The organism is Ancylothrix sp. D3o (assembly GCF_025370775.1).
Taxonomy (GTDB): Bacteria; Cyanobacteriota; Cyanobacteriia; order Cyanobacteriales; family Oscillatoriaceae; genus Ancylothrix.
Genome location: NZ_JAMXEX010000015.1, coordinates 81,985 through 105,452, shown reverse-complemented (window position 1 = coordinate 105,452; position 23,468 = coordinate 81,985). Strand labels below are relative to the sequence as shown.

Genomic DNA, 23,468 nt, shown 5'->3' with positions numbered 1-23,468 from the left:
TCTGATAACCGACTTTCCTCAAAAGGTCTTTGACTTTATCTTACTGCTCAAACCTCTTTACTGTCATGGCTTGCCACGCACTTATCTGATTTTTGCTTTGTTTTTTTCTGCCTTGCTCTGGGTTCAGCGGTCTCGACCAATTTCTCTACTTATTTTTTCGGCCTATTGTAAATATATGTAACAAGTTTTCTGGCCTATTCTCGCTGTTGATATTTTTACTAGCGGCCAAGTCAATCTTCACAAAAATTAAAAGTTCGCGCTATGCTTTGATTGTAGACCCTGTAAGGCTTTTATCCTAGTCTGGCTTGTTTGAGGGTGCGAAAAACGCCGCTTTTGGGCAAAGCTTTCTTTGTTAGCGCTTAAATTTTCACAGCAACTGGGTTTTTGTCTACGTTCTAAAAAGTTACCAATTATTTCAAGTAGAGGCATTTCCTGTGACAGTTTCTTTGCTGTGGCAGCAACGAGTTGGTTTTCAGCGTGATTGGATCTGGCGGGGTTGGCAAACTCGCTATACTTATCTCCGTCCGACCGGCTCGCCTGCGGTTGGCAATTCTTCACCGCTGATTTTGTTGCATGGTTTTGGTACATCCATTGGTCATTGGCGCAATAATCTTGATGTTTTTGCGGAACATCACCCTGTGTATGCACTTGATATGCTCGGTTTTGGTGCTTCCCAAAAAGCCCCGGCAACTTATAACATCTCTTTGTGGGTTGAGCAGGTGTACGATTTCTGGAAAACTTTTATCGGCACTCCGACAATTTTAATCGGTAATTCTATCGGCTCTTTGGTCTGTCTGGCGGCTGCTGTTGCTCATCCAGATATGGTAAAAGGCATTATTATGTTGAGTTTGCCCGATCCATCGGCCCGCGAAGAAGCTGTCCCAGCAATGTTGCGTCCGGTGATTGCGGCGGTGGAAAATCTTGTGGCTTCTGGGCCGGTTCTCAAAACGGTGTTTTATTTTGTCCGTCGTCCGGGTATAGTTCGCCGCTGGGCCGGTATTGCTTATGCTAATCCGGCGGCTGTAACAGACGAACTGGTGGATATTTTAACCGGCCCAGCCCAGGATCGCGGTTCGGCTGCGGCTTTTTGTGCGATCCTTAAGGCTATGATTAATCCCAAATTTGGCCCAAGTGTAAAAAATGTCTTGCAATCTCTTAAGATTCCCATGTTATTGATTTGGGGCCGGCAGGATCGGATGATTCCTCCTGGTTTTGCTCGTCAATTTAGCCAGTATAATTCTGATTTAAAAGTCGTTGAACTAGATAATGCCGGTCATTGTCCTCACGATGAATGCCCCGATGAAGTGAACCCGATTATTTTAAAATGGATTGATTCTTCTTTTGGAAATGGATTTAATGAGCAAGGAACAAAAACTCAGCTTTTCCCGACTTATTAATGTCTATTTCCTAACACTGCAATCAGCGCAGCTAGATACTTAAAAAGCGCAATCATCGCCACTACATACCTATTATGAAACTGAAAAATTTAACTATTTTGGCTCTATTATTTTCTTTGGTTGGACAAGTTCCGGCCAGCGCCGAAAATCCTCAGCACGTTAGGAGGTTGTTGGAAACAAAAGAGTGTCGCGGCTGTAACCTCAGAGGCGTGAATTTAGGGCAAGCCGATTTACGAGATGTGGATTTACGAGATGCTTATCTGGCCGGTGCAAATTTGGAAAGAGCAGATCTTTCAGGGGCGAAATTGGTGGGCGCAGATATGAGCAGCAGTAATTTAACCTCTGCGAAGTTGGTGGGGGCAGATTTAAAGCATACCATGCTGAATAATGCCGATTTAACGGGTGCGGATATGCGAGAAACAGAAATGAGTTTTGCGGTGCTGGTACAGGCTAATCTTCGCAAAGCTGACTTGCGTGGTGCCTTTTTGATTCGGGCAAATTTACGACAAGCTAATTTGGCTGAAGTGGATTTGACGAAGACGATTTTAACGCGGGCAACAATGCCGGATGGCAAAATTTATAAAGAGGAAGATTAAAGGAAAAAAAGGCGGGAATGGTTAAGGGTTAAGATGTAGAAATCCTTGATTTTGGAGAAGGTGTAAGGAAATGTTGAGCAATTACGCCTGACACTTTCTTCAAAGTTGAGAATTTTATTAAAAAATGCGGTTTCAGAAACATTTACTGAAGTGTTTACGAATATGGCTGGTCGGTATTTATTTTCTGGTTTGGTGGGTTTGTTGATGTTGCAGATGCCGGTTTTGGCGCAACCGGCAGGGAGTGTGGCATCTACTTGGAAGTTTGATCCTGTAACAGGTGTATTTGCAATTAATGTCCAGCAGGGAACGCCTGTGAATTATTACACGCTGAGTCAACCGGCGCGGGTTGTTTTGGAGGTGGGTAATACGATTTTGGGGGGTAATCCAATTCGCCAAAGTTATTCTACCGGCAGTGTGCGCGGCATTCAAGTTTCGCAAATTCAAGGGGGAAAAATTCGGATTATTTTGGAGTTGGCGGAGGCGGTTGTAGACCCCAATCAAGTGATAATTCAGCAAGAACCGGCTTTAGTGACGGGGGGTGCGTTTCTGGATCGTTGGGTGGTGCGTGGGTTAAGTCCGCAAGTAGCTCAAACAACGACAACGGAAGTAGCAACTCCTATGCCTGAAGCAAGGGCTGCGGTTGGACAAAATGCAATTCCAAGTGTGGCGAGTTTGCCGGTTCGTCCTATCCAGGGAATTGGGGTGCCAATGCCTGAAGTGTTTACGCCGGTTGTGCCTGCTGTGCCGGTAGCTGTGCCCATAGCAGAGGAGATACCGGCACCTCCGCCATCGCTACCATCGCTGGAATTACCGGCAGAAAGTTGGACACCTCCACAAACGCCGATGGTTACGGTGCCGCCGCCGGTGGAGATGGGATCGCTTAATGGTGTGCCGATGGTTCCTCCTCCAAGTTTGCCGAGTTTGGACTTTAACATAAATCAGCCGGCTGAGTTGTTTGTGCGAAAGGGTACCGAGTTAAAGTTGCGTTATACCGGCACTCGGTTTGTGGAGTTGGAAGAAAATTTTGAGCGTCAGGAAGTTTTGGTGTTGGATGAGGCACTTAGAGATGGGGCGGGAAATGTGATTGCCTCTGCGGGGACGCCGGTGATTGGCCGGTTTGAAACGAACAATCGAGGTAGTAAGTTTGTGGCTCAGGCGATTACGCTTGGGGGTCGAAATGTGCCTCTGGAAGCGGCATCGAGTCGGTTACGGGAAGTTTTTAGGCTGGAACCGGGGCTGGTGGTGACGGTTCGCTTGAATGAAGATTTTCGCTGAAGGGTTGGCAAAAGGGGCGAGCACGGGGCATCGCCCTACGGGTTTTGGGCATGGAAGAAAAGCCTAGTGGTTTAGCTTTCTTTACTCAAAAAGCCTTGAATTTGACGAATTGCTGCCGGTGCGATGTTAAATAATGCCCAGCTTGCCGCAAACAACAGGGGGCCAACAACGATCAGTACACGCCAGTCCATTTTTTTTCCTCTCTTAATAGATTGTCATAGAGTTCTCAGTTTTTATATTGTGCGGTCAAAGGGGCAATTCGGTCTAGTCCTGAGTGAGAATAATTGCCACGACCAATCTCTATTTATTTAAATCCCAAATTGGTGCCTTTACCGGCATGAACGAGGGCCAGTTGTTCGTAGTGACGGGCGTGTTCGATGAGTTCTGCGGCTTGTTCTGGGGTGATGTCGCGGAGTTTTTTGCCGGGGATACCTACAATCAGGGAATAGGGCGGAACCTCTTTGGTGACAGTGGCACCGGCACCGATGATGCTGCCTTGTCCAACGCGCACGCCGTTGAGTATGATGGCTCCAATTCCGATCAGACAACCGCGTTCAATGTGGGCGCTGTGGATGACGGCGCGGTGCCCAACGGTGACATATTCTTCTAGGATGGTGGGGTGGCCTGGGTCGCCGTGTAAGATGGCTCCGTCTTGAATGTTGGTGTGTTCGCCTATGTGGATGCTTTCGACGTCGCCGCGTAAAACGGCGTTGTACCAAATACTAGCACCGGCACTAATGGTGACTTGGCCGATGATGGTGCTGTTGGCTGCGACAAAGGCGGCGGCGGATAAGTCAACGGGTGGCCAAAATGAGGGGTGGATTAGATTTGGAGAAATTTCGTTTAACATAGGGGCTGATTTCTAACAAAAGGTGGATAAATTTTCAGCTTAAGCTACAATGCCTGTCGTTATAATGAATTCTACTGTCGAGAACAAAAAGATTTTCCATAAAATTAGTTTGTATCTACTCAATGATTAATCCAAGTTTGCAATACCCTATTTTTGGCTCGGAAATTCAATGTCCCCACTGTCGGCAAATGATTCCGGCTCTGACGTTGACGGATACTTATCTGTGTCAGCGTCATGGTGCTTTTGAGGCAAATCCAAAGACGGAGGAGTTAATTCATCTTCAATCGGGGCGTCACTGGCGCCGGTGGAATAATGAATGGTACCGCCAACACACTCACCCAGATGGTATTCGGTTTGAAATTCACGAGGCTTTAGACCGGCTTTATACGCAGGGTTATCGAGCAACGCGGGTGATTATTGCCTCGCGTTATAAGGAGTTGATTAGTTCTTATTTGGAGCGTAGTACACCTTGGCGAGGTCAGCAAGATAGTCCGAAACCTCGGCTTTATGGGTTGCCGGTGGAGTTTAGCCCTGAGCCGACTGAGGAGCCTTGTTGGGATGTGATTAATTTTGAGTTGGAAAAGGAGCCTGGGGTGCCAATTCGTTATCCCTATTTTCGCTTGTTTGAATGATGTTTTCTGGTAATTGGTGATTAGTCTTTGGTTGTTGGGAATAACTAAGGACTAATGACTAATAAAACCGTTAAAAAAAAGGCTTGACAAATAAACATTTTTATGCACCACGCATCTATACGAACTGCAAATATTCATCGGGCAATGGCGTTTTATGAGTTGTTGGGTTTTAGGGTTTGTGAAAGGTTTACGGCGGGGATTACGTTAGCTTGTTGGATGGAGGGTTTGGGGGGAAGAATTGAGTTATTACAAATTCCTCAACCAAAGCCGACGCCTGATGCGTTTTCTGATGAGCATTATACAGGCTATTATCATTTGTCTTTTGATTTAACGGAAAGTACGCCTGATTTGCCAATGTGGTTAAATGAGTTACGGGCAAAGTTTGATGGGGCTGTTGAGGAACAAGGAGATTTTTTTGAGCCTTTAAAAATTTTGCTTGAACCGACTCAGCAAATGATTGGGGAGGGGGTTTATGAGGTGGCTTTTATTGCGGATGCGGATAATTTGCCTTTGGAGTTTATTCGCCGGTTGAAATGAGGCGTTTATGGTGTTTAATACTTAAGGGTTGGATAAGAGAAGAAAGGAGGTTTTTCGATGATTAAGAAGTGGTTGCGCTGGGGTTTGTTGGTGGTGTTGGGAATGTTTTTGTGGTTGAGTTATGTGGGGGGTGTTTTGGCGGTGCCGGTGGGGGATTTGTTGAAGCAGCCGGTGAGTGAGGTGCGGGTGAGTTTGGGAAATAGGGAAAATGAGTTAAAGTTTATTCCGAATAATTTTGAGTTTGTGGTGGGGAAGCGGTATAAATTGGTTTTGGATAATCCGAGTTTACAGAAACATTATTTTACGTCTAAGGATTTTGCAGATGCAAGTTGGACGCAAAAGGTGGAGGCGGGAAAGGTAGAAATTAAGGGAAATATTCACGAGTTGGAGTTGAAACCTGGGGCGGTTGCGGAGTGGTTTTTTGTGCCGGTGAAACCGGGGAGTTATTTGTTACGTTGTCCAATTGCCGGTCATACGGAGGCGGGAATGACGGGGATAATTAAGGTTGTGGTGGATGGCTAAAACCGGCTTATTAAGCATCATTTGCCATTGCAGATAAAATGGCTTGCTGACTTACAGTTTGATAAATTGAATTGAGATGTTGATTGACTGTTTGAGCAGCATCTTTTCCGGCTTTTTCTGACGGTAAATTAATTAAGCCAAGCACATCTAAAATTGTGCCGCTACTGGGAGGGGGGACAATGACAACGAGGGCCGGTTCTAAGCTTTCCTCATATTGCCAAAATTGCTTTATTTCTGCTTCTGAAATAGCGGCTGAGGCGGTTGATTTAGGCGCGGATTCTAAAACTTCATTTTCCCCAGTTAGACCGCGTTTTTGACGCAATGCTTCGAGGACTTGTACTTTGGTACGTCCGCGCAATTGAAACAAAACAAAAGGATCTTCGCTAAATCTTTCTCCCAGTAAATAATAGACAGCGCTGATATGTTTACAGGGATTAGCTTTATCGGGACAACTACACCGGCTGCGGACTTCATCTAAGCGAAAAGGAAACAACCGTACCCCACTAGCTGCAAAAACATCTTCAATATTTGGTGGCATTTCACCGGCCAAAAGTTTAGCAGAAAAAATTGCTCTTTCTGCCATTATTTCGATTATATATTCCCATTGTTCATCGGTAAAGGTATCTAAGCCTAGGTCAACTTTATAGGGTTGAGGATCGGTACCTTGAACAGTAGCTAAAACTTCTTCATTTTCAAATTCTATACTAAGGACGTTTCCTTCTCTGGCGTATTTCCAGCCTCTTTCTAAACGCTTTTTAAAGCGATAAGAGTTAAGTAAATCTAACCATTGTTCTGTCCACCATTGCCGGTCTGTTTGTGTAGAATTGTTCATAATTTTAGCCTCAGTTAATAATTTATGTTAAGCAGGCAAGATGCCTACTCCACAGATAAATACAGATAACCTATCCGCGTCCATCTGTAGTGGGGCAGGCATCTTGCCTGCCTTATATCTGCGGTTATTATTTATCTTCATCAATAATAGCATTGCGGTCAAGTAATAGAAGATTTCGCAATTGATCGGTGTCGAGTTCTGTTAACCAGTTTTCGCCGTCACCTATTACTTGTTCAGCGAGGGCTTTTTTGCTTTCTATCATATCGTGAATTTTCTCTTCGAGAGTGCCGGTGCAAACAAATTTATGCACTTGTACATTGCGAGTTTGTCCGATGCGAAATACGCGGTCGGTTGCTTGATTTTCGACGGCTGGGTTCCACCATCTGTCAAAATGGAATACATGATTTGCTCGCGTTAAATTGAGGCCGGTTCCTCCTGCTTTTAATGATAATATCATCACCGGCGGGCCTTGCGGATCTTGTTGAAAACGATCTACCATTTCCTCACGTTGTTGTTTGCTTGTACTCCCATATAAAAACAATACTTCGCGGCCTAATTCTTTTTCTAAATAGGGTTTTAATAGTTTACCCCATTCCGCAAATTGAGTGAAAATTAAAGCGCGTTCTTTTTCTGCTAAAACTTCTTCTAGCATTTCTTGCAAGCGTAGAATTTTGCCTGATTGTTGGGGGTTGAGGGTGCCGGTTTTGGTAAACAAAATTGGGTGATTGCAAATTTGTTTTAGCTTCACCAACAGCCCTAAAATCATTCCTCGGCGTTGTATTCCTTCGGCTGATTCTATTTCTGCCAAAGATTGCTCAACGCTGTTTTGATAAAGCGATGCTTGTTCTTCGGAAAGACCGCAGAATATGTTATTTTCTTGCTTTTCTGGCAAGTCTTGAATGATGTCGCGGTCGGTTTTTAAACGCCTCAAAAGAAACGGTTGAACAAGAGATCGTAAGGTTTGCAATGAGGCGCTATCTCCGTATTTTTCAATGGGAATAGCAAACCGGCGTTGAAAGAAGTTTTTAGCGCCTAAATATCCGGGGTTAAGAAATTCCATAATTGACCATAATTCTGAGAGGCGATTTTCCACCGGCGTCCCTGTTAAAGCTATCCGAAAATCGCTTTCTATTTCCCGTACTGCTTGTGATTGTTTCGACTCGGCATTTTTGATATTTTGGGCTTCATCTAAAACAATTCCTTGCCATTTAACACTCTGTAAATCTTTTAAATCTCTTTGTACAAGCGGATAACTGGTAATCACTAAATTTTTGCCTTTGACAGCTTTGCTGAAGGCGCTACCTTTGGGCCGGTTATTGCCATGATATTGCATAACTTTTAAGGTGGGGCCAAATTTCCTGACTTCCCTTTCCCAATTGCCTAAAACCGAGGTGGGGCAAATTAATAAAATTGGCTTTTCTAAAGCTTCATTTTCTTGCAGGTGAAGGAAAAAAGCAATGGTTTGAATGGTGTTATGACAGAGAATATTATTGGCTACAAAATTATGATGTTTGTTTACCTCCAAATCATAAACCCACCCTTCATAATCAATATCCTCAATTGATTCGATTTGGCAATAAAACACCTCTAAATCAAGCAGGCTTTGCAAACCTTGCTGAATCAAAGTCAAAAATTCTGTATCTAAGTTTGCATAAGCTTCTAGGGTTTGAGTTGTCCATTTAGAAACTTTCTGCAAGCGATATTCTTGTTCTGAAACGCCAGCTAAAACACGATTGATTTCTGCCATTCCTCGTTCTAAACTACTGCGAGAAAATTGTTGAGTTCCATTGATATAAACTGTGTTGTGCATCCCCAAATGGCGCACCGGCAACCTTGTCAGGTTAACAGCCTCAGCCACAATATCAGAGGCCGGTATTCCTTCAACATTGGTATTGCATACTTTTTCGCAAATTACCTCTAATTTACGTTGTTTTTCTGGATAGCTAAATCCAATTTCCTCGGCATACCGGCGCGCCGAATTTCCTCCCAATGTCCCAATATAATAAGTACGAAAAATACCTGAACCATTGGTAGCACGTTTTTGTTTAGCTGTCACCCTTAGCCAAATTCCAAACCGGCGTAAAAGTGTCGAAATTTGCTCAATAATTTGCGGTGAAGCAGTGCTAATTTCCACAGACCTCATGTTAGTGCTAACTGAACCTTCCGCATCAAAATAGTGGCGCAAAAACAGCCGCACATTATCATTATCTGACTGCATAATGAACGGCGGAAAAACCTTCTCCCGCGAACGTTTACCCCATTGATAACCTTTGGCTTCCAAAAACTGGCGGTATGCCTGAGAATTTACACGCAAAACCGGCACTTTTCCAGGGAACTCTTGAATACTGGGAGAATTAATTTTTAACCCATATCGAACACCGATCCGATGCAATATCTGGCGTAACTCCTCTAAGCGGAATTTATCATTTTGAGAAATCCCTAAAGTTCCAGATTTGTTATTTTCGTATCCCTCCGAAATTTGCCATGCCAGAAACTGCACTAAATCAGGATCTTCTCCTTTTCCATCCCACAACAATTTTGCCGGCACACAAATATAATCTCCCACCTTAAAATCATTTGACCAACCATCCCGCGTCAGCAACTTATGCCGACGAGTAATGGTAAGACAACTGCCATCTTTAAGCGTTACTTTCCGCAACGTTTCTCGCACTTGTTGCCGGTATAACCGCCGTACAGAAGCTTGGACAATTTTGCCGGTATTTTCATCAATCGAATTTACCAGTAATTCCTGAGTTGGTTTTGCCCAAAATCCCTCCCCATCAAACTCGGTTTCTCCTGCATAATTTACCCAAATTTCTGCCGCTTTTTCAAGTTTGCCATTGACAAAAACATTGCTATCTCCCGTCGTGCATTTTCCCAAGCCCATGTCGTCCGCTAAACACGCGCCTAAACCCCACTTTTCTAAAAATGCCAACCACCCCGCACCTCGCGCCTGATATTCCCGCAATTCTCCTTTAAAATTCTCCGGCGTTTCTATCGCTTCCACTCCTCGATTTGTCGTTAAATTAGTAAACAAATCTTGCAAAGCCCCCGCCGCCTCAAAATTCACCACCGGCAACTTTTCAATTGTCTGGGAGTCCCCCGTTGCCAACCTCAGCGCATCTTGCAAAGAAACTGCCATCTGATCCTTACGCCCTGCAAAAAACACTTCCGCCGCCTTCACATCCGACGGGCGCAACTCCACCCACTCCCCATTAATTTCAACAAGCGGCGAATTTAACCTCACTAATCTATCAAACTCCGCTTTTGAAATTTTCTGGCCGCCAATCGTCAATTCCCATTTAAAATTAAGCAAACTTTGTAACCCTATTTGCTCATGTTTTTTCAACTTTGGAGTTTCGGCTTTAATACTCAACCCCAGCCGGTTTGCCCACCCTTCTCGGTTTGCCAAACTTCCTGGTAAAATTACCCCCAAACCGCTATCTTCAAACCGCCACGCCCCAGCTTTCAAAAATTCATAAGCTTGCAAAGGAGTCAGCGGACAAAACACCGGCGACGCTTCATTTAAACTTGGTTCAATTGCCGCATTTAACCTCGACGCTAAACCCAAACCTTTTAACAGCGTTTCTTGAGGTTGTTCAATGCTTCTCCCCCCATAAATTAACCGTTCCACCGGCCTACTCCAAATGATTTTAGCATCCACCACAAACCCCGGATCATCCGCCGCCTGCAAGCCATAATTTAACCGCCAATTTCCTTTACCATTTTCCGGTGGTTGCAGCGAAAAACAAGCCCGAAACTCTCTTTGTTTGGCTAATTCATAATCTATCGGGGCCGTCCAATTTTTTAACGACGTTTCCAGCGATTCAATCCCCTTCAAATTCGCCGCCATTTGCCCTGTTTTTGCCCCTAAACCTGCTAAAAATTCTCTCATCGGTACGGGGAGAGCCGGGGCATTTAAGCTTTCGGAAATGGAGCGAATTTGAGCGTCAAGCGTTGCTGAGATAAAATCCAGCAATAAGTCTTTAGGAGGCGTGGGTAAATTAATTGCTAAATTCTCGGCTGAGTTGTTTTGATAAGTGCGACAACTCAAAGGCATTTGTTTACTAAACTTTTGCAAGCGTTCCCGATCTATGCCACTATCTAACAACGGTTGCCAAACTGCCAAATAAGAATTTTCTTGCTTTTGAAGGGCGGGTAAAAACTTTCCCCTAGCGCGTAAATCTAAACCCCACCGATTTACATAACTCCAAAACCTCAAATTTCCCCCAAAAAACAATTCTTCCCCCAAATTTCCCAAGGGAAGCCCTTGGAGAAACTCGATAGCTTCACCGGCATTTAAACGCATTCCTTCTATTTGCCAAGGATGAAGAAAAATCTGCATTTCTTCTTTTTCAGGCAAACTTGCCGAAGGTTGTGCTAAAACTTGACCGGATGATAAAAGAGCGGTGGGTAAAGCAACTTCTAAAGTTTGCCATTTTGTGGTTTCTAAAACTTGTTTAGATTTTGCTTTTTTAGTCTTGGTTTCTGGTTTGGGGAAACCTTGCCATTTAAGTGCAGCGGTTTGGTGGAGACTTTGACAAAAATCTAATAACTCAGTCGGTGACATTGCAAAAGGATAGACAAGTGGTTGTGCTTGGTTTGCTTCTAATGGCCCAACTCGACGCCAAACTTCGGCCCAAATAAATAGAAAGCCCCCTGTTGGCTCAACCACCCAGCTACCGTGTAAAATTGCCATTTGCTTTACAAACCTTTAAATAAAAACTTTGCTTAACTCTGCGTTCTCTAAATTATGGTCAAAGCCTATTTAGACTGCCCTTTACTTAAAAGAATTTAGCAATTTTTGCGAGCAATTAACCGCATTTTTTGGCCAAACGCACCCAACATCAGTAAACATTAGATACTCACCGGCCTTTTATTCCTCATCACAAGTGACCTGTAATGAGTGCTACGATTGGCATAGAGAAGAATAAAAAGGAAAACGTACTGCATGAAAGAACTTGATAAGTCGATATCCTTTGATGGACGGGATATTCGGCTGAAGGTTGGCCTCCTCGCGCCACAGGCCGGCGGTTCAGTGTTAATTCAATCGGGAGATACAGCAGTTTTAGTAACTGCTACCCGTTCGACTGGCAGAGAAGGAATTGATTTCTTGCCGCTATTGGTAGACTACGAAGAAAGACTCTACGCAGCCGGTCGTATTCCGGGGGGTTTTCTGCGCCGCGAAGGACGTCCGCCAGAAAAAGTCACCCTCACCAGCCGGTTGATTGACCGGCCCCTGCGTCCGCTATTTCCCTCTTGGTTACGCGATGATATTCAAATTGTCGCCACAACTTTATCGATGGATGAGCAAGTACCGCCCGATGTTTTAGCTGTGACAGGTGCATCGGTGGCTGTATTGCTGGCACAAATTCCCTTTAATGGGCCGATGGCAGCGGTGCGAGTGGGATTATTGGGAGATGATTTTATTATTAACCCGACCTACGCAGAAATTGAAAAAGGCGATTTAGATTTGGTTGTGGCTGGTTCGCCGGATGGTGTGGTGATGGTAGAAGCCGGTGCGAATCAATTGCCGGAACAAGATATCATCGAAGCGATTGATTTTGGTTATGAGGCCGCTTGTGACTTGATTAAAGCTCAGCAAGAGTTGCTGGCAGAATTAGGTCTGGAACTGGTACAAGCCCAAGCACCTATAGTTGATCCAACTTTGGAAAACTTTATCCGCGAACGCACCAGCATTGATATTAAGGGTATTTTATCGAGGTTTGATTTAGATAAAAATGCCCGCGATGCAGCCCTTGATGAAGTGAAAGCCTCGAAGGTTGTGGCTGCTATTGAAGAATTGCCAGAAGAAGATCCTGTGCGAGTTGCGGCGGCTGCTGAACCAAAGGCGCTGAGCAATGTGTTTAAGGATGTTACTAAAGAATTTATGCGCCGGCAAATTGTCGAAGACGGCGTGCGCGTAGATGGCCGTAAACTTGATGAGGTAAGGCCGGTTTCTTGTCGTGTTGGCGTGTTGCCTTCTCGTGTCCATGGAACCGGTTTGTTTAACCGGGGGCTGACTCAGGTAATGTCTGTGGTGACTTTGGGCACTCCGGGCGATGCTCAAGAACTGGCAGACGACCTCCACCCAGAAGATGAAAAACGTTATCTGCATCATTACAACTTCCCGCCGTTCTCGGTGGGGGAAACTAAACCGATGCGGGCGCCGGGTCGTCGGGAAATTGGGCATGGTGCTTTGGCAGAACGTGCTTTAGTGCCGGTTCTCCCTCCCCAAAATGAGTTTCCTTACGTTATTCGGGTGGTTTCGGAGGTTTTGTCTTCCAATGGTTCAACTTCGATGGGCTCGGTTTGCGGTTCAACTTTGGCTTTGATGGATGCCGGTGTTCCTCTGATCAAGCCGGTTAGTGGTGCCGCAATGGGGTTAATTAAGGAAGGTTCAGAAGTCCGCATTTTGACCGATATTCAAGGCATTGAGGACTTTTTGGGCGATATGGACTTTAAGGTGGCCGGTACCGATAGTGGTATTACTGCCTTGCAAATGGATATGAAAATCAGCGGTTTGCCTATGGAAGTAGTGGCGCAAGCTATCGAGCAAGCCAAACCGGCCCGGATGCACATCCTTGAAAAAATGCTCAGCACTATCGATAAACCGCGTACTGAGTTATCGGCTTATGCACCGCGTTTACTCACCATTAAAATTGATCCTGATTTTATTGGCATGGTAATTGGCCCTGGTGGCAAAACAATTAAAGGCATTACCGAAGAAACCGGCGCCCGCATTGATATTGAAGATGATGGGACGGTTACTATTTCTGCGGTGGATGGCGAAAAGGCCAAACGTGCTCGCACCATTATCCAAAATATGACGCGCAAGTTGTCTGCTGGTGATGTGTATGTGGGACGAGTAACTCGGATTATTCCGATTGGTGCTTTTGTGGAATTTTTACCCGGAAAAGAGGGGATGATTCACATTTCCCAGTTGGCAGATTATCGTGTTGGCAAGGTTGAAGATGAACTTACTGTTGGCGATGAAGTGATTATTAAAGTGCGGGAAATTGACCAAAAAGGTCGGATTAATTTAACCCGTTTAAATATTCACCCTGATGAAGCTGCGGCGGCGAAGGCTGCGGCAGGAGCCAATAAGTAACACTTTCTTTGCTAAACTAAAAACCCGGTTTCTTGAAGAAACTGGGTTTTTAAGTGCCTATAAATGTTAGATAAATTTCAAAAATGAGGGGTTATACCAATTATTTAAAATAGAGCAACAGATTTAAAACCTGAAATCCAGACTTCATCTGAATTTTAAATTTTGAATTTTGAATTTTGAATTTTGAATTGGTATTATACCGGCCATCCCTACCCCCAGAAAGGGCTGTTAAACTATCAAAAGTAAACCCTACCCAAATAATAATCTTGTACGATAACGCTTGCAAATATTTAGCCGAAACTTTTCCAGCCGAATTTGTGCGGTGGTTGCTCTCCCTAGAGACGGAAAATATCAACATCATCAAAACGGAACTGATACCGGAACCAATACGCGCCGATGCGTTAATTTTGCTGCAACTGGCTGAGAAAATATTGCATATCGAATTTCAAACGCTGCCGCAATCAAATAAGCCGGTGTCGTTTCGGATGCTAAAATATTGGGTGACACTGTATGATAAATACGAGTGTGAAATTGAGCAAGTGGTGATATTTTTAAAACGCACTACTGCCGGTGCCGCCTACACCGATGTTTTTGAAGCTTCCAATACTCGGCACCGATATCGAGTTATCCGGTTATGGGAGCAAGATCCCACGCCACTTTTAGGAAATCCAGCTTTGTTACCTTTGGCAACGCTTGCTCAAACAGACTCGCCAGAAAGTTTATTACAGCAAGTGGCGCAAAACATCGCTAGTATCGAAGATACAAACGAGCGAGCAAATATTTTAGTCTGTGCGGATATTTTGGCCGGTTTGCGTTTTGAGGCCGGTTTGATTCGTCAATTTTTCACGGAGGAAATGATGGAAGAATCTGTTACTTATCAAGCAATTCTTGAAAAAGGTGTGCAGCGAGGAGTCCAGCAAGGAATACAACAAGGACTACAACGAGGACTAGAAGAAGGCCGGCAACGGGAAGTTTCCCTGGTGACGCGCCTGCTTACCCGCCGGCTGGGAGAACTCGAACCGGCCTTACAAGAACGTCTACGCGGCTTAAGTTTGACACAATTAGAAGACTTAGGAGAAGCGCTTTTAGATTTTCAGCAAATCTCTGATTTAACCGGCTATTTAAACCGAATTGGAGGTTAACAATTCAAGATTCAAGATTAGTGATTGGGGAAAATTCAAAACTTTTACTCAGTCACTAATCAGCAATCAACCCTTTTTTTTTAACGGAGGAAATGATGGAAGAATCTGTTACTTATCAAAGGTCGGATTAATTTAACTTGTTTAGGTATTCACCCGGATGAAACTGCGGCGGCAAAAGCAGATGCCGGTGTCAATAAGTAAAAGTTTCTTTGCTAGGCTAAAAACCCGGTTTCTTTAATAAACCGGGTTTTTAATATCAATTCCTTAAATCTTAACTACAGATAAGGCTTAAAGAATATATGCTCTTCCTGTAATTGATGCAATAACTTCATTCTTACTTCTTTCTACTTGTTGACGAATTAAAAGCCGCAACTCCTCAAGATTAGCTGGTAATTGCCAACAAGCTCCCCCGTTTCAAATACTGCCATACCTGTTCAATCAAATTCGATTCGGCACAGTTAGAGGGTTGAAACATTAAAATAATGTTATCAGCTACGAAGCTTTTTGGCTTTAGGAAAACCGCCGTTATCTAATTCGATGATTAATATGCCGGAAGGGTAATTTTTGGGCCACTAGATCCAAAAAAATCGGTCAGCATTGGCTATTTAAATGCGTAAAATAATAAAATATTTGTAGTCCTACTTTCAAGAATTGGTATAAGTGCTTATAAATGTTAGATAAATTTCAAAAATTCTACCAAATCCGATTTTAATTAATCCCCTATTTAAATTGGTGCTGTGTGTCGCGGGTTCTATCTGGATGTCTTTCCGCCTCTGAGTTATGTCTTTAAACCGGCCCCCCAACAAGTTTAGGAAAAAAATACCCTTTATAAATCGGATTTGGTATGATCTGTATCACCGGCCATCCCCACCCCCACTAAGACGTAGGTTGAAACCGGCTCCTACTACACGAATAAAACCCCTTTAGAGTGAATTACTTAATTCTCTAGTCCGTAGAATTTCCTTTGTGTTTAGATTTTCTTTTAACCGGTGGCTTCTGAACTTTACTTTAGTTGATTTATATGTTATAAATCTCAGCCAAGTCTTTTTTCAACTTGACTCAAGTTATAGTTAACACTATCTGTAATCACAATCAATTACTTTAGTGGCTCGATCTCAAACAAATTAGAAAATTGAGAGGGGGATTTAATTTATGACGGATGCACCCGAAACACAGGAACAGTTTTCATCCGAACTCACCAAACCACTGTACTCACTTTGGCAACTGACGCTATATTTCCTTAAATTAGGTAGTTTAGGGTTTGGTGGTCCCATTGCCCTCGTCGGTTATATGCACCGTGATCTTGTTGAAGAACGAAAATGGATTTCTGAGGCGAGTTATCAAGAAGGATTAACCTTAGCTCAAGTTGCCCCTGGTCCACTCGCTGCCCAATTGGGGTTTTACATGGGCTATGTTCATTACGGCATTCTAGGATCTACACTCGTCGGTATTGCCTTTGTCTTGCCCTCCTTTTTTATGGTTGTGGCATTGGGTTGGGCTTACACAAACTATGGTGGTTTGAGTTGGATGCAGGCAGTGTTTTACGGAGTTGGGGCTTGCGTCATTGGCATCATTGCCCAAAGCGCCTATAAATTGACCAAGAAAACCATAGGCAGAGATTGGCTACTATGGGCAATTTATGTGGTAAACGCTATATCTACCATCATCACCCAATCAGAACGAGTCGAACTTATCTTAGCAGCAGGGGTTCTCACCTGGTTAATCAAAGCGCCGCCTAAAAACTGGTTCAGAGGCAACAAGGTTAATGGTTTCATTGGCTTACCTCTAATATCAATATTGGCATCTGTGCCATCTGCCTCTCCCAATTTACTTTGGCAGATATTCATCTTTTTTGGTACAGCGGGTTCATTTGTGTTTGGCAGTGGTTTAGCGATCGTTCCTTTTTTATATGGTGGAGTAGTAAAACACTATCAGTGGCTTAATCCTCAACAGTTTCTTGATGCAGTAGCAGTGGCTATGATTACGCCTGGTCCTGTCGTAATTACAACCGGGTTTATTGGCTTTTTGGTAGCTGGATTTGCAGGCGCTTGTGTTGCGGCTGTAGGCACTTTTATTCCCTGCTATCTACTCACAATTATTCCCGCCCCCTACTTTAAGAAGCATGGAAAAAAGCCCGGAATTGCTGCCTTTGTTAACGGTGTAACGGTTGCGGCCACCGGCGCTATCGCTGGAGCCGTTGTGGTTTTGGGGCAACAATCCTTGCGAGATATTCCAACCATTCTCATCGGTGTGGTGACACTTGCTCTGCTATGGAAGTTTGGCAAAAAGTTGCCAGAGCCTATCATCGTTTTAGCCGCAGCGATTGTTGGGTTAATTGTTTACCCACTAACACATTCTTAGTAGATCGCGGTTTTTTTCCCTCGAAATGATTTATCGACTAAATATGAAGAGTGAGCGTCTCCCAATTGAGATAAACGCTCACTTTTTAGTAAAATTCCAACCTGTTATAGCTCTGAAATTACCGTTGATTGCGGTTTCACGTTTACTACAAAACCAGCATCAATAGTGGTGTTTTTTTGTTTAGGCATCAACCACTTACCAAACTTGCTATAAAGCGCAGGAATCACCAGCAAAGTTAAAACAGTGGAGGTAAACAAACCACCAAAAACAACGATTGCCAACGGTTGCAGAATTTCGTTACCAGAACCGCCTGCCAGCACTAGCGGCAAAGTTCCCAAAGCAGAGGTGAGTGCCGTCATCAAAATCGCATCAATTCGTTCTAGTGAGCCTTTCACAATCACATCTTTAATAGGCATTCCCTGAGCAAACTTGTTGTTGTAGTTATCTACCAGCAACAAACCATTACGAACGGCAACCCCAAACAGAGTAATAAAACCAACTAAGGACGCAACAGACATCACACCCCCACTAAAAAGAATCGAAACAATACCCCCAACTAATGCAAGTGGTAAGTTGAGCATAATAGCGATTGTGGCAGGCAAAGACTGAACCGAGAAAAACATCAACACCGCAATTACAACTGCTGCCAGAATACTAAAAATTAACAGATTATTAGCGGCATTTTGCTCAGCCTCAAATTGTCCGCCGTACTGGATAAAGTAACCATTGGGCAATTGGACATTTTTCTGAATCTGGGATTGAATATCGCCCACCACACTACCGAGATCACGTTCTGCTACGTTTGCTGAAACAACTATCAGCCGCGAAACATCTTCTCTGTTCACAACATTGGGGCCCATGCCGTACTCTACTTTGGCGACGGTACTCAGGGGTATCACTTGGCCCGTTGGTGTAGAGATCGGAATCCCACGAATCGCATCTAAATTATTGCGAGCCGATTCTGGTAAGCCCACCACAATATTAATCAGTTGTTGATTCTCAGGCACTTGCGACACAACACGACCATTAAGCGCTGTTTCAACAATCTCTGAAATTGCCTCCATACTCAAGCCGTACCGAGCCGCTGCTGAGCGTTGGTATTGAATTTGTACCTGACGAATCGGTAATTGAGGTTCAAGCTGCAAATCAACCACCCCAGCAATCGGTTTGATCACATCACGCACCTGTTCGCCAATGCGACGCAGTTCAGCGAGATCAGGGCCAAAGATTTTCACCGCGATAGCACTTCTCACCCCAGACAGCACTTCATCCATGCGGTGTGAAATAAACCCACCAATATTAGATGCCACCCCCGGCAGTTTGTTGAACGATTCCCGCAGTTGCTTAATGCTGGCTTCCCGGTCTTTCATGGCCAGGTCACTCAGTTCTACATCGACGTGCGCCATATTGACACCGGCCCCATCAGCATCACCAGGAGAACGTCCGGATCGGACTTGCACCCACTCAAAAAGCGGATTATCTTTAAGCGAGTTAGACAATGCCATACCAGCCCGGTTTGTCATATCCAGTGAAACACCAGGAAACAAAACCATCGAGTTAACCATTGATTTCTCCTGAAATTCAGGCAGAAAAACCCGTCCCAGCGAAGGAACGATTGCAAACGCCGCAACCAGAGACGCTAGTGCAACACCCAAAATGATTTGCGGTGCTCGCAGCGACAGGTCGAGCAACGGACGATAAAGCCGTTGTGCTAAGCGAGAAACAAACGTATTTTCCAGGGGTAGAGGACGATTTGCCAGCAGAATCGCACACATTGCCGGAGTGAGAGTCATTGCTACAAAAAGAGAAGCCGCTATCGAAAGCAAATAAGCCCAGCCCATCGGGGCAAAAATATTTCCTTCCACGCCGGTCAAGCTGAAGATCGGCGCAAACACCACAATAATGATCACCGTTGAAAAGACAACCGCCAATCGAACCTCTACAAAAGCATCAAACACGACTTTAAACGGCGGAATCGGATGCCCTTGGGCCTGATTTTCTCTAAGTTTGCGGTAGCAGTTCTCCATATAAACGATTGAATCATCGACAAAGCCCCCCAATGCCACGACCAAACCTCCCAAGGTCATGGTATTGATGCCGAGTCCAAAGGCTTTCATCAGCATCACCCCAATCAACAGCGATAAGGGAATCGCACTTAAGGTAATCAGGGCAGTACGCCAGTTCATTAAGAACAGCAGCATAACGACTGAGACAATTACAATGCCTTCGAGCAGAGAACTGCCGACATTGCGAATGGCAGTATCAATAAAATTGGCTTGACGGAAGGTCAGCAACCTCTGCACATCCGCTGGGAAGGTTTTTTGCAAAGATCGCATAACTTCTTCAACGGCTCTGGTGACGGTGGGTGTATCCACATCGGGCTGCTTGTTAATCATCAAAACCACCGCAGGCTGACCATTAAAGCTGGCATCTCCCCGCTTGAGGGCTGAGCCGGTTTTGACCTCTGCCACATCTTGCAGCAAAATCGGTTTGCCGTTCTCAACCTTCACGACAGACTGGCGCAAATCTTCAATTGATCGCACCTGTCCCATCCCACGAATTAGTAGCTCTTGACCTCCACCAATCAGAAAGCCTGCCGGTGCATTGGAGTTTGCACCTTTGGCTGCGTCGGTGACTTGGGTGAGAGAAACGTTCAGCGCTCGCAACTTTGCCGGATCAATCAGCACTTGTTCCTGTCGTTCATCTCCCCCGTAGATGGTGACTTGAGAAACGCCTGGTACCGAGAGAACTTGATTGCTGAGGCTTGTTTCGACCAGCCGGCGCAAGTCCATTAGGGAAGTTTGCCCTTTCCCATTGAGGGTGAAAGCATATTGTAAAATCGTTCCTAACGGCGATACGAGCGGCGAAATTTCTGGGGGGTGTGCGCCTTCGGGTAACTGATTTGTGATCTGTTGGAGTCGTTCTGTAACCGATTGTCGCGCTTTGTAAATATCGGCATCCTCATCGAAAACTACCTGTACCATCGATAGGCCAACCTTAGAGGATGATCGCACGAGCGTCACACCAGGTAAGCCATTGACCGCCGTTTCAATGGGAACTGTAATTTGCGCCTCAACTTCTTCGGGAGCAAGTCCTGATGCTTCGGTATGAATATCGACTTGAGGCGGTGCAAATTCGGGAAATACATCTAACGGCATTTGGGTGATGGTGAATATGCCCCAGATGGTCACTAAAATGGCACCCACAACAATGAGCCATCGCTGAACAATCGAAGTTTTGAGGGTTTGATTGAGAAGGGATTTCAGCATCTTAGGTTATAAGTTTTCTTCTTTGTTAGACAAGGAATTCTTTTTTTTACGACCATCGGCTATCACGGCTAACCCTCCAACCAGTAAAGCGATTCCCCCTCCTAGAGCGATTAAAAGCCCGCTCGGAAAATTACCGGGCTGTTGAGTAGCTTCCGCTGAAGCGACTAAATTTCCGGCCTTATCATGGCTGTGGGGGATACCCTGTGCATCTGCCTGTGCATGGGCAGTATCCGTAGTGGTTGTAGCAGGTTTAGAAGCAACGGGGCTAGGTGATGCTGTGGCTGTTTGAGTTTTACGCGACTCTGCATACAAAGATAAACCGCCTTGAGTGACGAGTTTTTCACCAACTGATAACCCGTTAGTTACTTCAATTAGTTCGCCTTTGGTTGTGCCGGTGGTAATAGGAACCGGCTCATAAAAATTTTCATACTGGACAAAGACTAACTGTTTACCATCGGCATCCACCAGTGCTGTGGCGGGAACTAGAATCGCAGTGCTACCATCTGTAGCTGGCTTAATCGGCGTCACCATAATCCCCATAAGTTGGTCGGTTTGAGAGTTGACCGGCACGCGGTTAATTCCTCCCTCTGCCTGGAATTCATCACCATGTCCTACATGAGCATAGGTAACAGTGGGGGTAGCAACCACCAAACCAGCAGCAAGCACACAACCAATCAGGGACAAAGGCTTCATAATCTCTCCTCACAACACGGGAAATTTCAACAAAATTCACCACAGTTTAACAAAGGGCCGGTGAAAATCAGGTGAAATGATGAAGGCTTAGATAAAATCAAGCTCGTGGTTTATCTCAAAAGACAATGCGTGTTTTGTTGGTGGAAGATGAAGCGGATCTAGGGCTGGCAATTAAGCAAGTTCTGGTTAGTGAAAAATATGTCGTAGACTGGGTGCTTGACGGCTCTCAGGCATGGCATTGTCTGGAAAGTCAGTGGACAGACTATACGGTGGCTATTGTTGATTGGCTGCTTCCTGAGATGTCAGGTTTGCAGCTATGCCAAAAACTGAGATTGCACCAAAAAACTTTACCTGTGCTGATGCTTACTGCGCTGGGGCAACCCGAAAACCGAGTCAAAGGGTTAGATGCTGGGGCGGATGATTATTTGGTGAAGCCTTTTGTGATGGAAGAATTGCTAGCACGACTGCGGGCTCTTCAGCGGCGCTCGCCCCAGTTTCAACCCCAAAATCTTCAAGTTGGTTTTTTTAGTGTCGATTATGCCAATAATGCTTTGTCTGTTACCAATACTCAACCACCTCAAACCATCCCATTAACTGTTAAGGAATTTCAGATTCTTACCTATTTGATGCAAAATCCTGATCGGATTATTGCAGGCAGCAAAATTCGACATCAATTGTGGGATTTAGAAGAAGAACCTATTAGTAATGTTGTCGCTGCTCAGATGCGATTGTTGCGGCGGAAACTCGCCAGCTATGGATGTACCTGCCCTATTGAGACGATTCCTGGTCAGGGTTATCGTTTCAATACATCTGTATGAAAATTGCAACAATGAACAGTCATCAACTGTTTCGCCGCAGCCGGGTTCGTTTAGCCCTCTGGTATGCCTCTGTGATGGGTGTAATTTTGAGTTTGTCTGGGTTTGGAATGTATCGTTCTTTGGTGCAGTCAAACTGGACAGCGCTAGAGCGAGAAATTGAGTCAATTGCTGGAACGCTGCATGATAGTCTCGAACCTATGTTGCCTGCTTCTGGCGATCCAACGCCTGTTTTGCAACAGGTTTTTCCTGAACTTTGCCTGGCTGAGCAACCCTGCAACAGCAATTCAACGCTTATTGAGCGTCACACGATTGGCATTAGTGATCGCAGCACCTACTATATTCGTCTGTTTGATTATCGCGGCAAACTCCTTGCTTTTTCCCCGAATCAACCTCCCTCTCTTCCTAACACTTTAAACAGAGAGCTTTGGCAAACATTTCGCACTGCTGACGGAATTCGCTATCACCAATTCACGACGATTCTGCACAGTGCGAGTGTACATCAGCGATTCTATGACTCGAATGTTCATCCCTCTTGGGGATATTTGCAAGTTGGGCGAACTCTTGCACCGTTTGATGCTGAAAATCAGCGAATTCTCTGGATTCTGATGGTTGGTTTTCCCCTTGCTTTGTTTGTGGTGGCTCTCTCTAGTTGGTGGCTCTCAGGGTTGGCAATGAAACCAATCTATTTGTCTTACCAGCGACAACAACAATTTACTGCGGATGCTGCTCACGAGCTCCGCTCTCCTCTTGCTAGTCTTTTGGCAACGGTAGAAGCTGTATTGCGTGTACCGTTGTCTAATTCCCAAAATATCTATGCGATGTTAAATACAGTTGAGCGGCAAGGACGGCGTTTAAGTTACTTAGTCAATGATTTGTTATTACTGAGCAATTTGGAACAAAATACATTTTCCGAACAGTTCCACTTATGTTGTTTAAATGATTTGATCAATGATTTATCAGAGGAATTTTTAGAACTTGCTGTTGCAGCAGAAATTAAGTTATTTAGTGAGGTTCCTGTTGATTCAATTTATGTTTTAGGAAATGAGCAGCAGCTATATCGAGCAGTATCTAATTTAATTGCAAATGCAATTCACTACACTCCTTCTGGAGGATGTATTGACATTACTTTGCAAAGCCGTGATCGCTCTGCTGTGATTACGGTTAAAGACACGGGAATTGGGATTGCATCTACTGAGTTATTTCGCATTTTTGAACGTTTTTATCGGGTTGATGGGGATCGCTCTCGTAAAACAGGCGGAACTGGATTAGGATTAGCAATTGTTCAAGCAATTATACAAGCTCATCGCGGTACGGTTACTGTCACTAGCGAATTAGGAAAAGGCAGTCAATTCATTGTCCATTTGCCTGAACCTAAATAAGCGTTAATTTTGCTGCAACTATTGTAGCAAGATCGGATGCCAGTTTTAGGAAAT

The 23,468-nt window shown here is 44.6% G+C and carries 17 protein-coding genes and 1 pseudogene; 11 read left to right on the top strand and 7 right to left on the bottom strand.

What is annotated here, in order from left to right; translation table 11 throughout:
• Window positions 1–434: 434 nt before the first annotated feature.
• The 3 genes from NG798_RS20990 (at window position 435) to NG798_RS20980 (ending at window position 3,268) form a co-directional block, all read left to right on the top strand.
• The gene (locus tag NG798_RS20990; protein WP_261225657.1) at window positions 435–1,397 is read left to right on the top strand and encodes an alpha/beta fold hydrolase; all 963 of its coding nucleotides are present in this window, start codon (window positions 435–437) and stop codon (window positions 1,395–1,397) included.
• 74 nt (window positions 1,398–1,471) lie between these two features.
• The gene (locus NG798_RS20985) at window positions 1,472–1,993 is read left to right on the top strand and encodes a pentapeptide repeat-containing protein (RefSeq protein ID WP_261225656.1); all 522 of its coding nucleotides are present in this window, start codon (window positions 1,472–1,474) and stop codon (window positions 1,991–1,993) included.
• Between the two features lie 162 nt (window positions 1,994–2,155).
• Complete coding sequence (locus NG798_RS20980) at window positions 2,156–3,268, top strand: AMIN domain-containing protein (RefSeq protein WP_261225655.1); 1,113 nt, start codon at window positions 2,156–2,158, stop codon at window positions 3,266–3,268.
• Between the two features lie 71 nt (window positions 3,269–3,339).
• Here NG798_RS20980 and NG798_RS20975 read toward each other — a convergent pair whose 3' ends face one another.
• Together NG798_RS20975 and NG798_RS20970 are read right to left on the bottom strand one after the other, a co-directional pair.
• Complete coding sequence (locus NG798_RS20975) at window positions 3,340–3,459, bottom strand: photosystem II protein Y (protein ID WP_261225654.1); 120 nt, start codon at window positions 3,457–3,459, stop codon at window positions 3,340–3,342.
• A 113-nt stretch (window positions 3,460–3,572) separates the two neighbouring features.
• Window positions 3,573–4,118, bottom strand: a complete 546-nt coding sequence (locus NG798_RS20970; RefSeq protein WP_261225653.1) for a gamma carbonic anhydrase family protein — start codon at window positions 4,116–4,118, stop codon at window positions 3,573–3,575.
• Between the two features lie 122 nt (window positions 4,119–4,240).
• Here NG798_RS20970 and NG798_RS20965 point away from each other — a divergent pair, with 122 nt between their 5' ends.
• The 3 genes from NG798_RS20965 (at window position 4,241) to NG798_RS20955 (ending at window position 5,809) form a co-directional block, all read left to right on the top strand.
• Entirely contained in the window at window positions 4,241–4,750 is a 510-nt protein-coding gene (locus NG798_RS20965) for a TIGR02652 family protein (RefSeq protein ID WP_261225652.1), read from the top strand.
• Window positions 4,751–4,852: 102 nt separating this feature from the next.
• Window positions 4,853–5,287, top strand: coding sequence for a VOC family protein (locus NG798_RS20960; RefSeq protein WP_261225651.1), 435 nt, complete (start codon window positions 4,853–4,855; stop codon window positions 5,285–5,287).
• Between the two features lie 57 nt (window positions 5,288–5,344).
• Window positions 5,345–5,809 (top strand): copper-binding protein, encoded by a 465-nt coding sequence (locus NG798_RS20955; protein WP_261225650.1) that lies wholly within the window; start codon window positions 5,345–5,347, stop codon window positions 5,807–5,809.
• A gap of 10 nt (window positions 5,810–5,819) precedes the next feature.
• Here the strand turns inward: NG798_RS20955 and NG798_RS20950 are convergent, their stop codons facing one another.
• From NG798_RS20950 to NG798_RS28210, 3 genes and pseudogenes are all read right to left on the bottom strand, one after another.
• The gene (locus NG798_RS20950) at window positions 5,820–6,641 is read right to left on the bottom strand and encodes an SWIM zinc finger family protein (RefSeq protein ID WP_261225649.1); all 822 of its coding nucleotides are present in this window, start codon (window positions 6,639–6,641) and stop codon (window positions 5,820–5,822) included.
• Between the two features lie 127 nt (window positions 6,642–6,768).
• Window positions 6,769–9,528 (bottom strand): SNF2-related protein, encoded by a 2,760-nt coding sequence (locus NG798_RS28215; RefSeq protein WP_261225680.1) that lies wholly within the window; start codon window positions 9,526–9,528, stop codon window positions 6,769–6,771.
• Between the two features lie 231 nt (window positions 9,529–9,759).
• Window positions 9,760–10,494: pseudogene (locus NG798_RS28210) on the bottom strand (SNF2 helicase-associated domain-containing protein); the annotation flags it as partial.
• Between the two features lie 1,098 nt (window positions 10,495–11,592).
• Between NG798_RS28210 and NG798_RS20935 the strand changes: the two are divergent.
• The 3 genes from NG798_RS20935 (at window position 11,593) to NG798_RS20925 (ending at window position 17,255) form a co-directional block, all read left to right on the top strand.
• A complete protein-coding gene (locus tag NG798_RS20935; protein ID WP_261225648.1) occupies window positions 11,593–13,752 on the top strand; it encodes a polyribonucleotide nucleotidyltransferase in 2,160 nt (719 codons plus the stop codon).
• Window positions 13,753–14,015: 263 nt separating this feature from the next.
• Complete coding sequence (locus tag NG798_RS20930; protein ID WP_261225679.1) at window positions 14,016–14,894, top strand: Rpn family recombination-promoting nuclease/putative transposase; 879 nt, start codon at window positions 14,016–14,018, stop codon at window positions 14,892–14,894.
• 1,152 nt (window positions 14,895–16,046) lie between these two features.
• Window positions 16,047–17,255 (top strand): chromate transporter, encoded by a 1,209-nt coding sequence (locus NG798_RS20925; RefSeq protein ID WP_261225647.1) that lies wholly within the window; start codon window positions 16,047–16,049, stop codon window positions 17,253–17,255.
• Between the two features lie 104 nt (window positions 17,256–17,359).
• On the opposite strand, the gene NG798_RS20920 is transcribed toward NG798_RS20925, so the two are convergent.
• On the bottom strand, window positions 17,360–20,524 hold the full coding sequence (locus NG798_RS20920; RefSeq protein ID WP_261225646.1) for an efflux RND transporter permease subunit: 3,165 nt from the start codon (window positions 20,522–20,524) through the stop codon (window positions 17,360–17,362).
• 6 nt (window positions 20,525–20,530) lie between these two features.
• Complete coding sequence (locus tag NG798_RS20915; protein ID WP_261225645.1) at window positions 20,531–21,217, bottom strand: efflux RND transporter periplasmic adaptor subunit; 687 nt, start codon at window positions 21,215–21,217, stop codon at window positions 20,531–20,533.
• 125 nt (window positions 21,218–21,342) lie between these two features.
• On the opposite strand from NG798_RS20915, the gene rppA reads away from it, so the two are divergent.
• A complete protein-coding gene (gene rppA / locus NG798_RS20910; RefSeq protein WP_261225644.1) occupies window positions 21,343–22,035 on the top strand; it encodes a two-component system response regulator RppA in 693 nt (230 codons plus the stop codon).
• Window positions 22,036–22,046: 11 nt separating this feature from the next.
• Window positions 22,047–23,414, top strand: a complete 1,368-nt coding sequence (rppB, locus tag NG798_RS20905) for a two-component system sensor histidine kinase RppB (RefSeq protein ID WP_261225643.1) — start codon at window positions 22,047–22,049, stop codon at window positions 23,412–23,414.
• Window positions 23,415–23,468 lie beyond the last annotated feature (54 nt).

Excerpts from the sequence above, each read along its gene's own strand:
- NG798_RS20980 (WP_261225655.1), top strand. The coding sequence starts at position 2,156 with ATGGCTGGTCGGTATTTATTTTCTGGTTTGGTGGGTTTGTTGATGTTG.
- NG798_RS20965 (WP_261225652.1), top strand. The coding sequence starts at position 4,241 with ATGATTAATCCAAGTTTGCAATACCCTATTTTTGGCTCGGAAATTCAA.
- NG798_RS20975 (WP_261225654.1), bottom strand. The coding sequence starts at position 3,459 with ATGGACTGGCGTGTACTGATCGTTGTTGGCCCCCTGTTGTTTGCGGCA.
- NG798_RS20970 (WP_261225653.1), bottom strand. The coding sequence starts at position 4,118 with ATGTTAAACGAAATTTCTCCAAATCTAATCCACCCCTCATTTTGGCCA.
- NG798_RS20950 (WP_261225649.1), bottom strand. The coding sequence starts at position 6,641 with ATGAACAATTCTACACAAACAGACCGGCAATGGTGGACAGAACAATGG.
- NG798_RS20925 (WP_261225647.1), top strand. The coding sequence starts at position 16,047 with ATGACGGATGCACCCGAAACACAGGAACAGTTTTCATCCGAACTCACC.
- rppA (WP_261225644.1), top strand. The coding sequence starts at position 21,343 with ATGCGTGTTTTGTTGGTGGAAGATGAAGCGGATCTAGGGCTGGCAATT.
- NG798_RS20935 (WP_261225648.1), top strand. The coding sequence starts at position 11,593 with ATGAAAGAACTTGATAAGTCGATATCCTTTGATGGACGGGATATTCGG.
- NG798_RS20985 (WP_261225656.1), top strand. The coding sequence starts at position 1,472 with ATGAAACTGAAAAATTTAACTATTTTGGCTCTATTATTTTCTTTGGTT.
- NG798_RS20955 (WP_261225650.1), top strand. The coding sequence starts at position 5,345 with ATGATTAAGAAGTGGTTGCGCTGGGGTTTGTTGGTGGTGTTGGGAATG.
- rppB (WP_261225643.1), top strand. The coding sequence starts at position 22,047 with ATGAACAGTCATCAACTGTTTCGCCGCAGCCGGGTTCGTTTAGCCCTC.
- NG798_RS20960 (WP_261225651.1), top strand. The coding sequence starts at position 4,853 with ATGCACCACGCATCTATACGAACTGCAAATATTCATCGGGCAATGGCG.
- NG798_RS20920 (WP_261225646.1), bottom strand. The coding sequence starts at position 20,524 with ATGCTGAAATCCCTTCTCAATCAAACCCTCAAAACTTCGATTGTTCAG.
- NG798_RS20915 (WP_261225645.1), bottom strand. The coding sequence starts at position 21,217 with ATGAAGCCTTTGTCCCTGATTGGTTGTGTGCTTGCTGCTGGTTTGGTG.
- NG798_RS28215 (WP_261225680.1), bottom strand. The coding sequence starts at position 9,528 with ATGGGCTTGGGAAAATGCACGACGGGAGATAGCAATGTTTTTGTCAAT.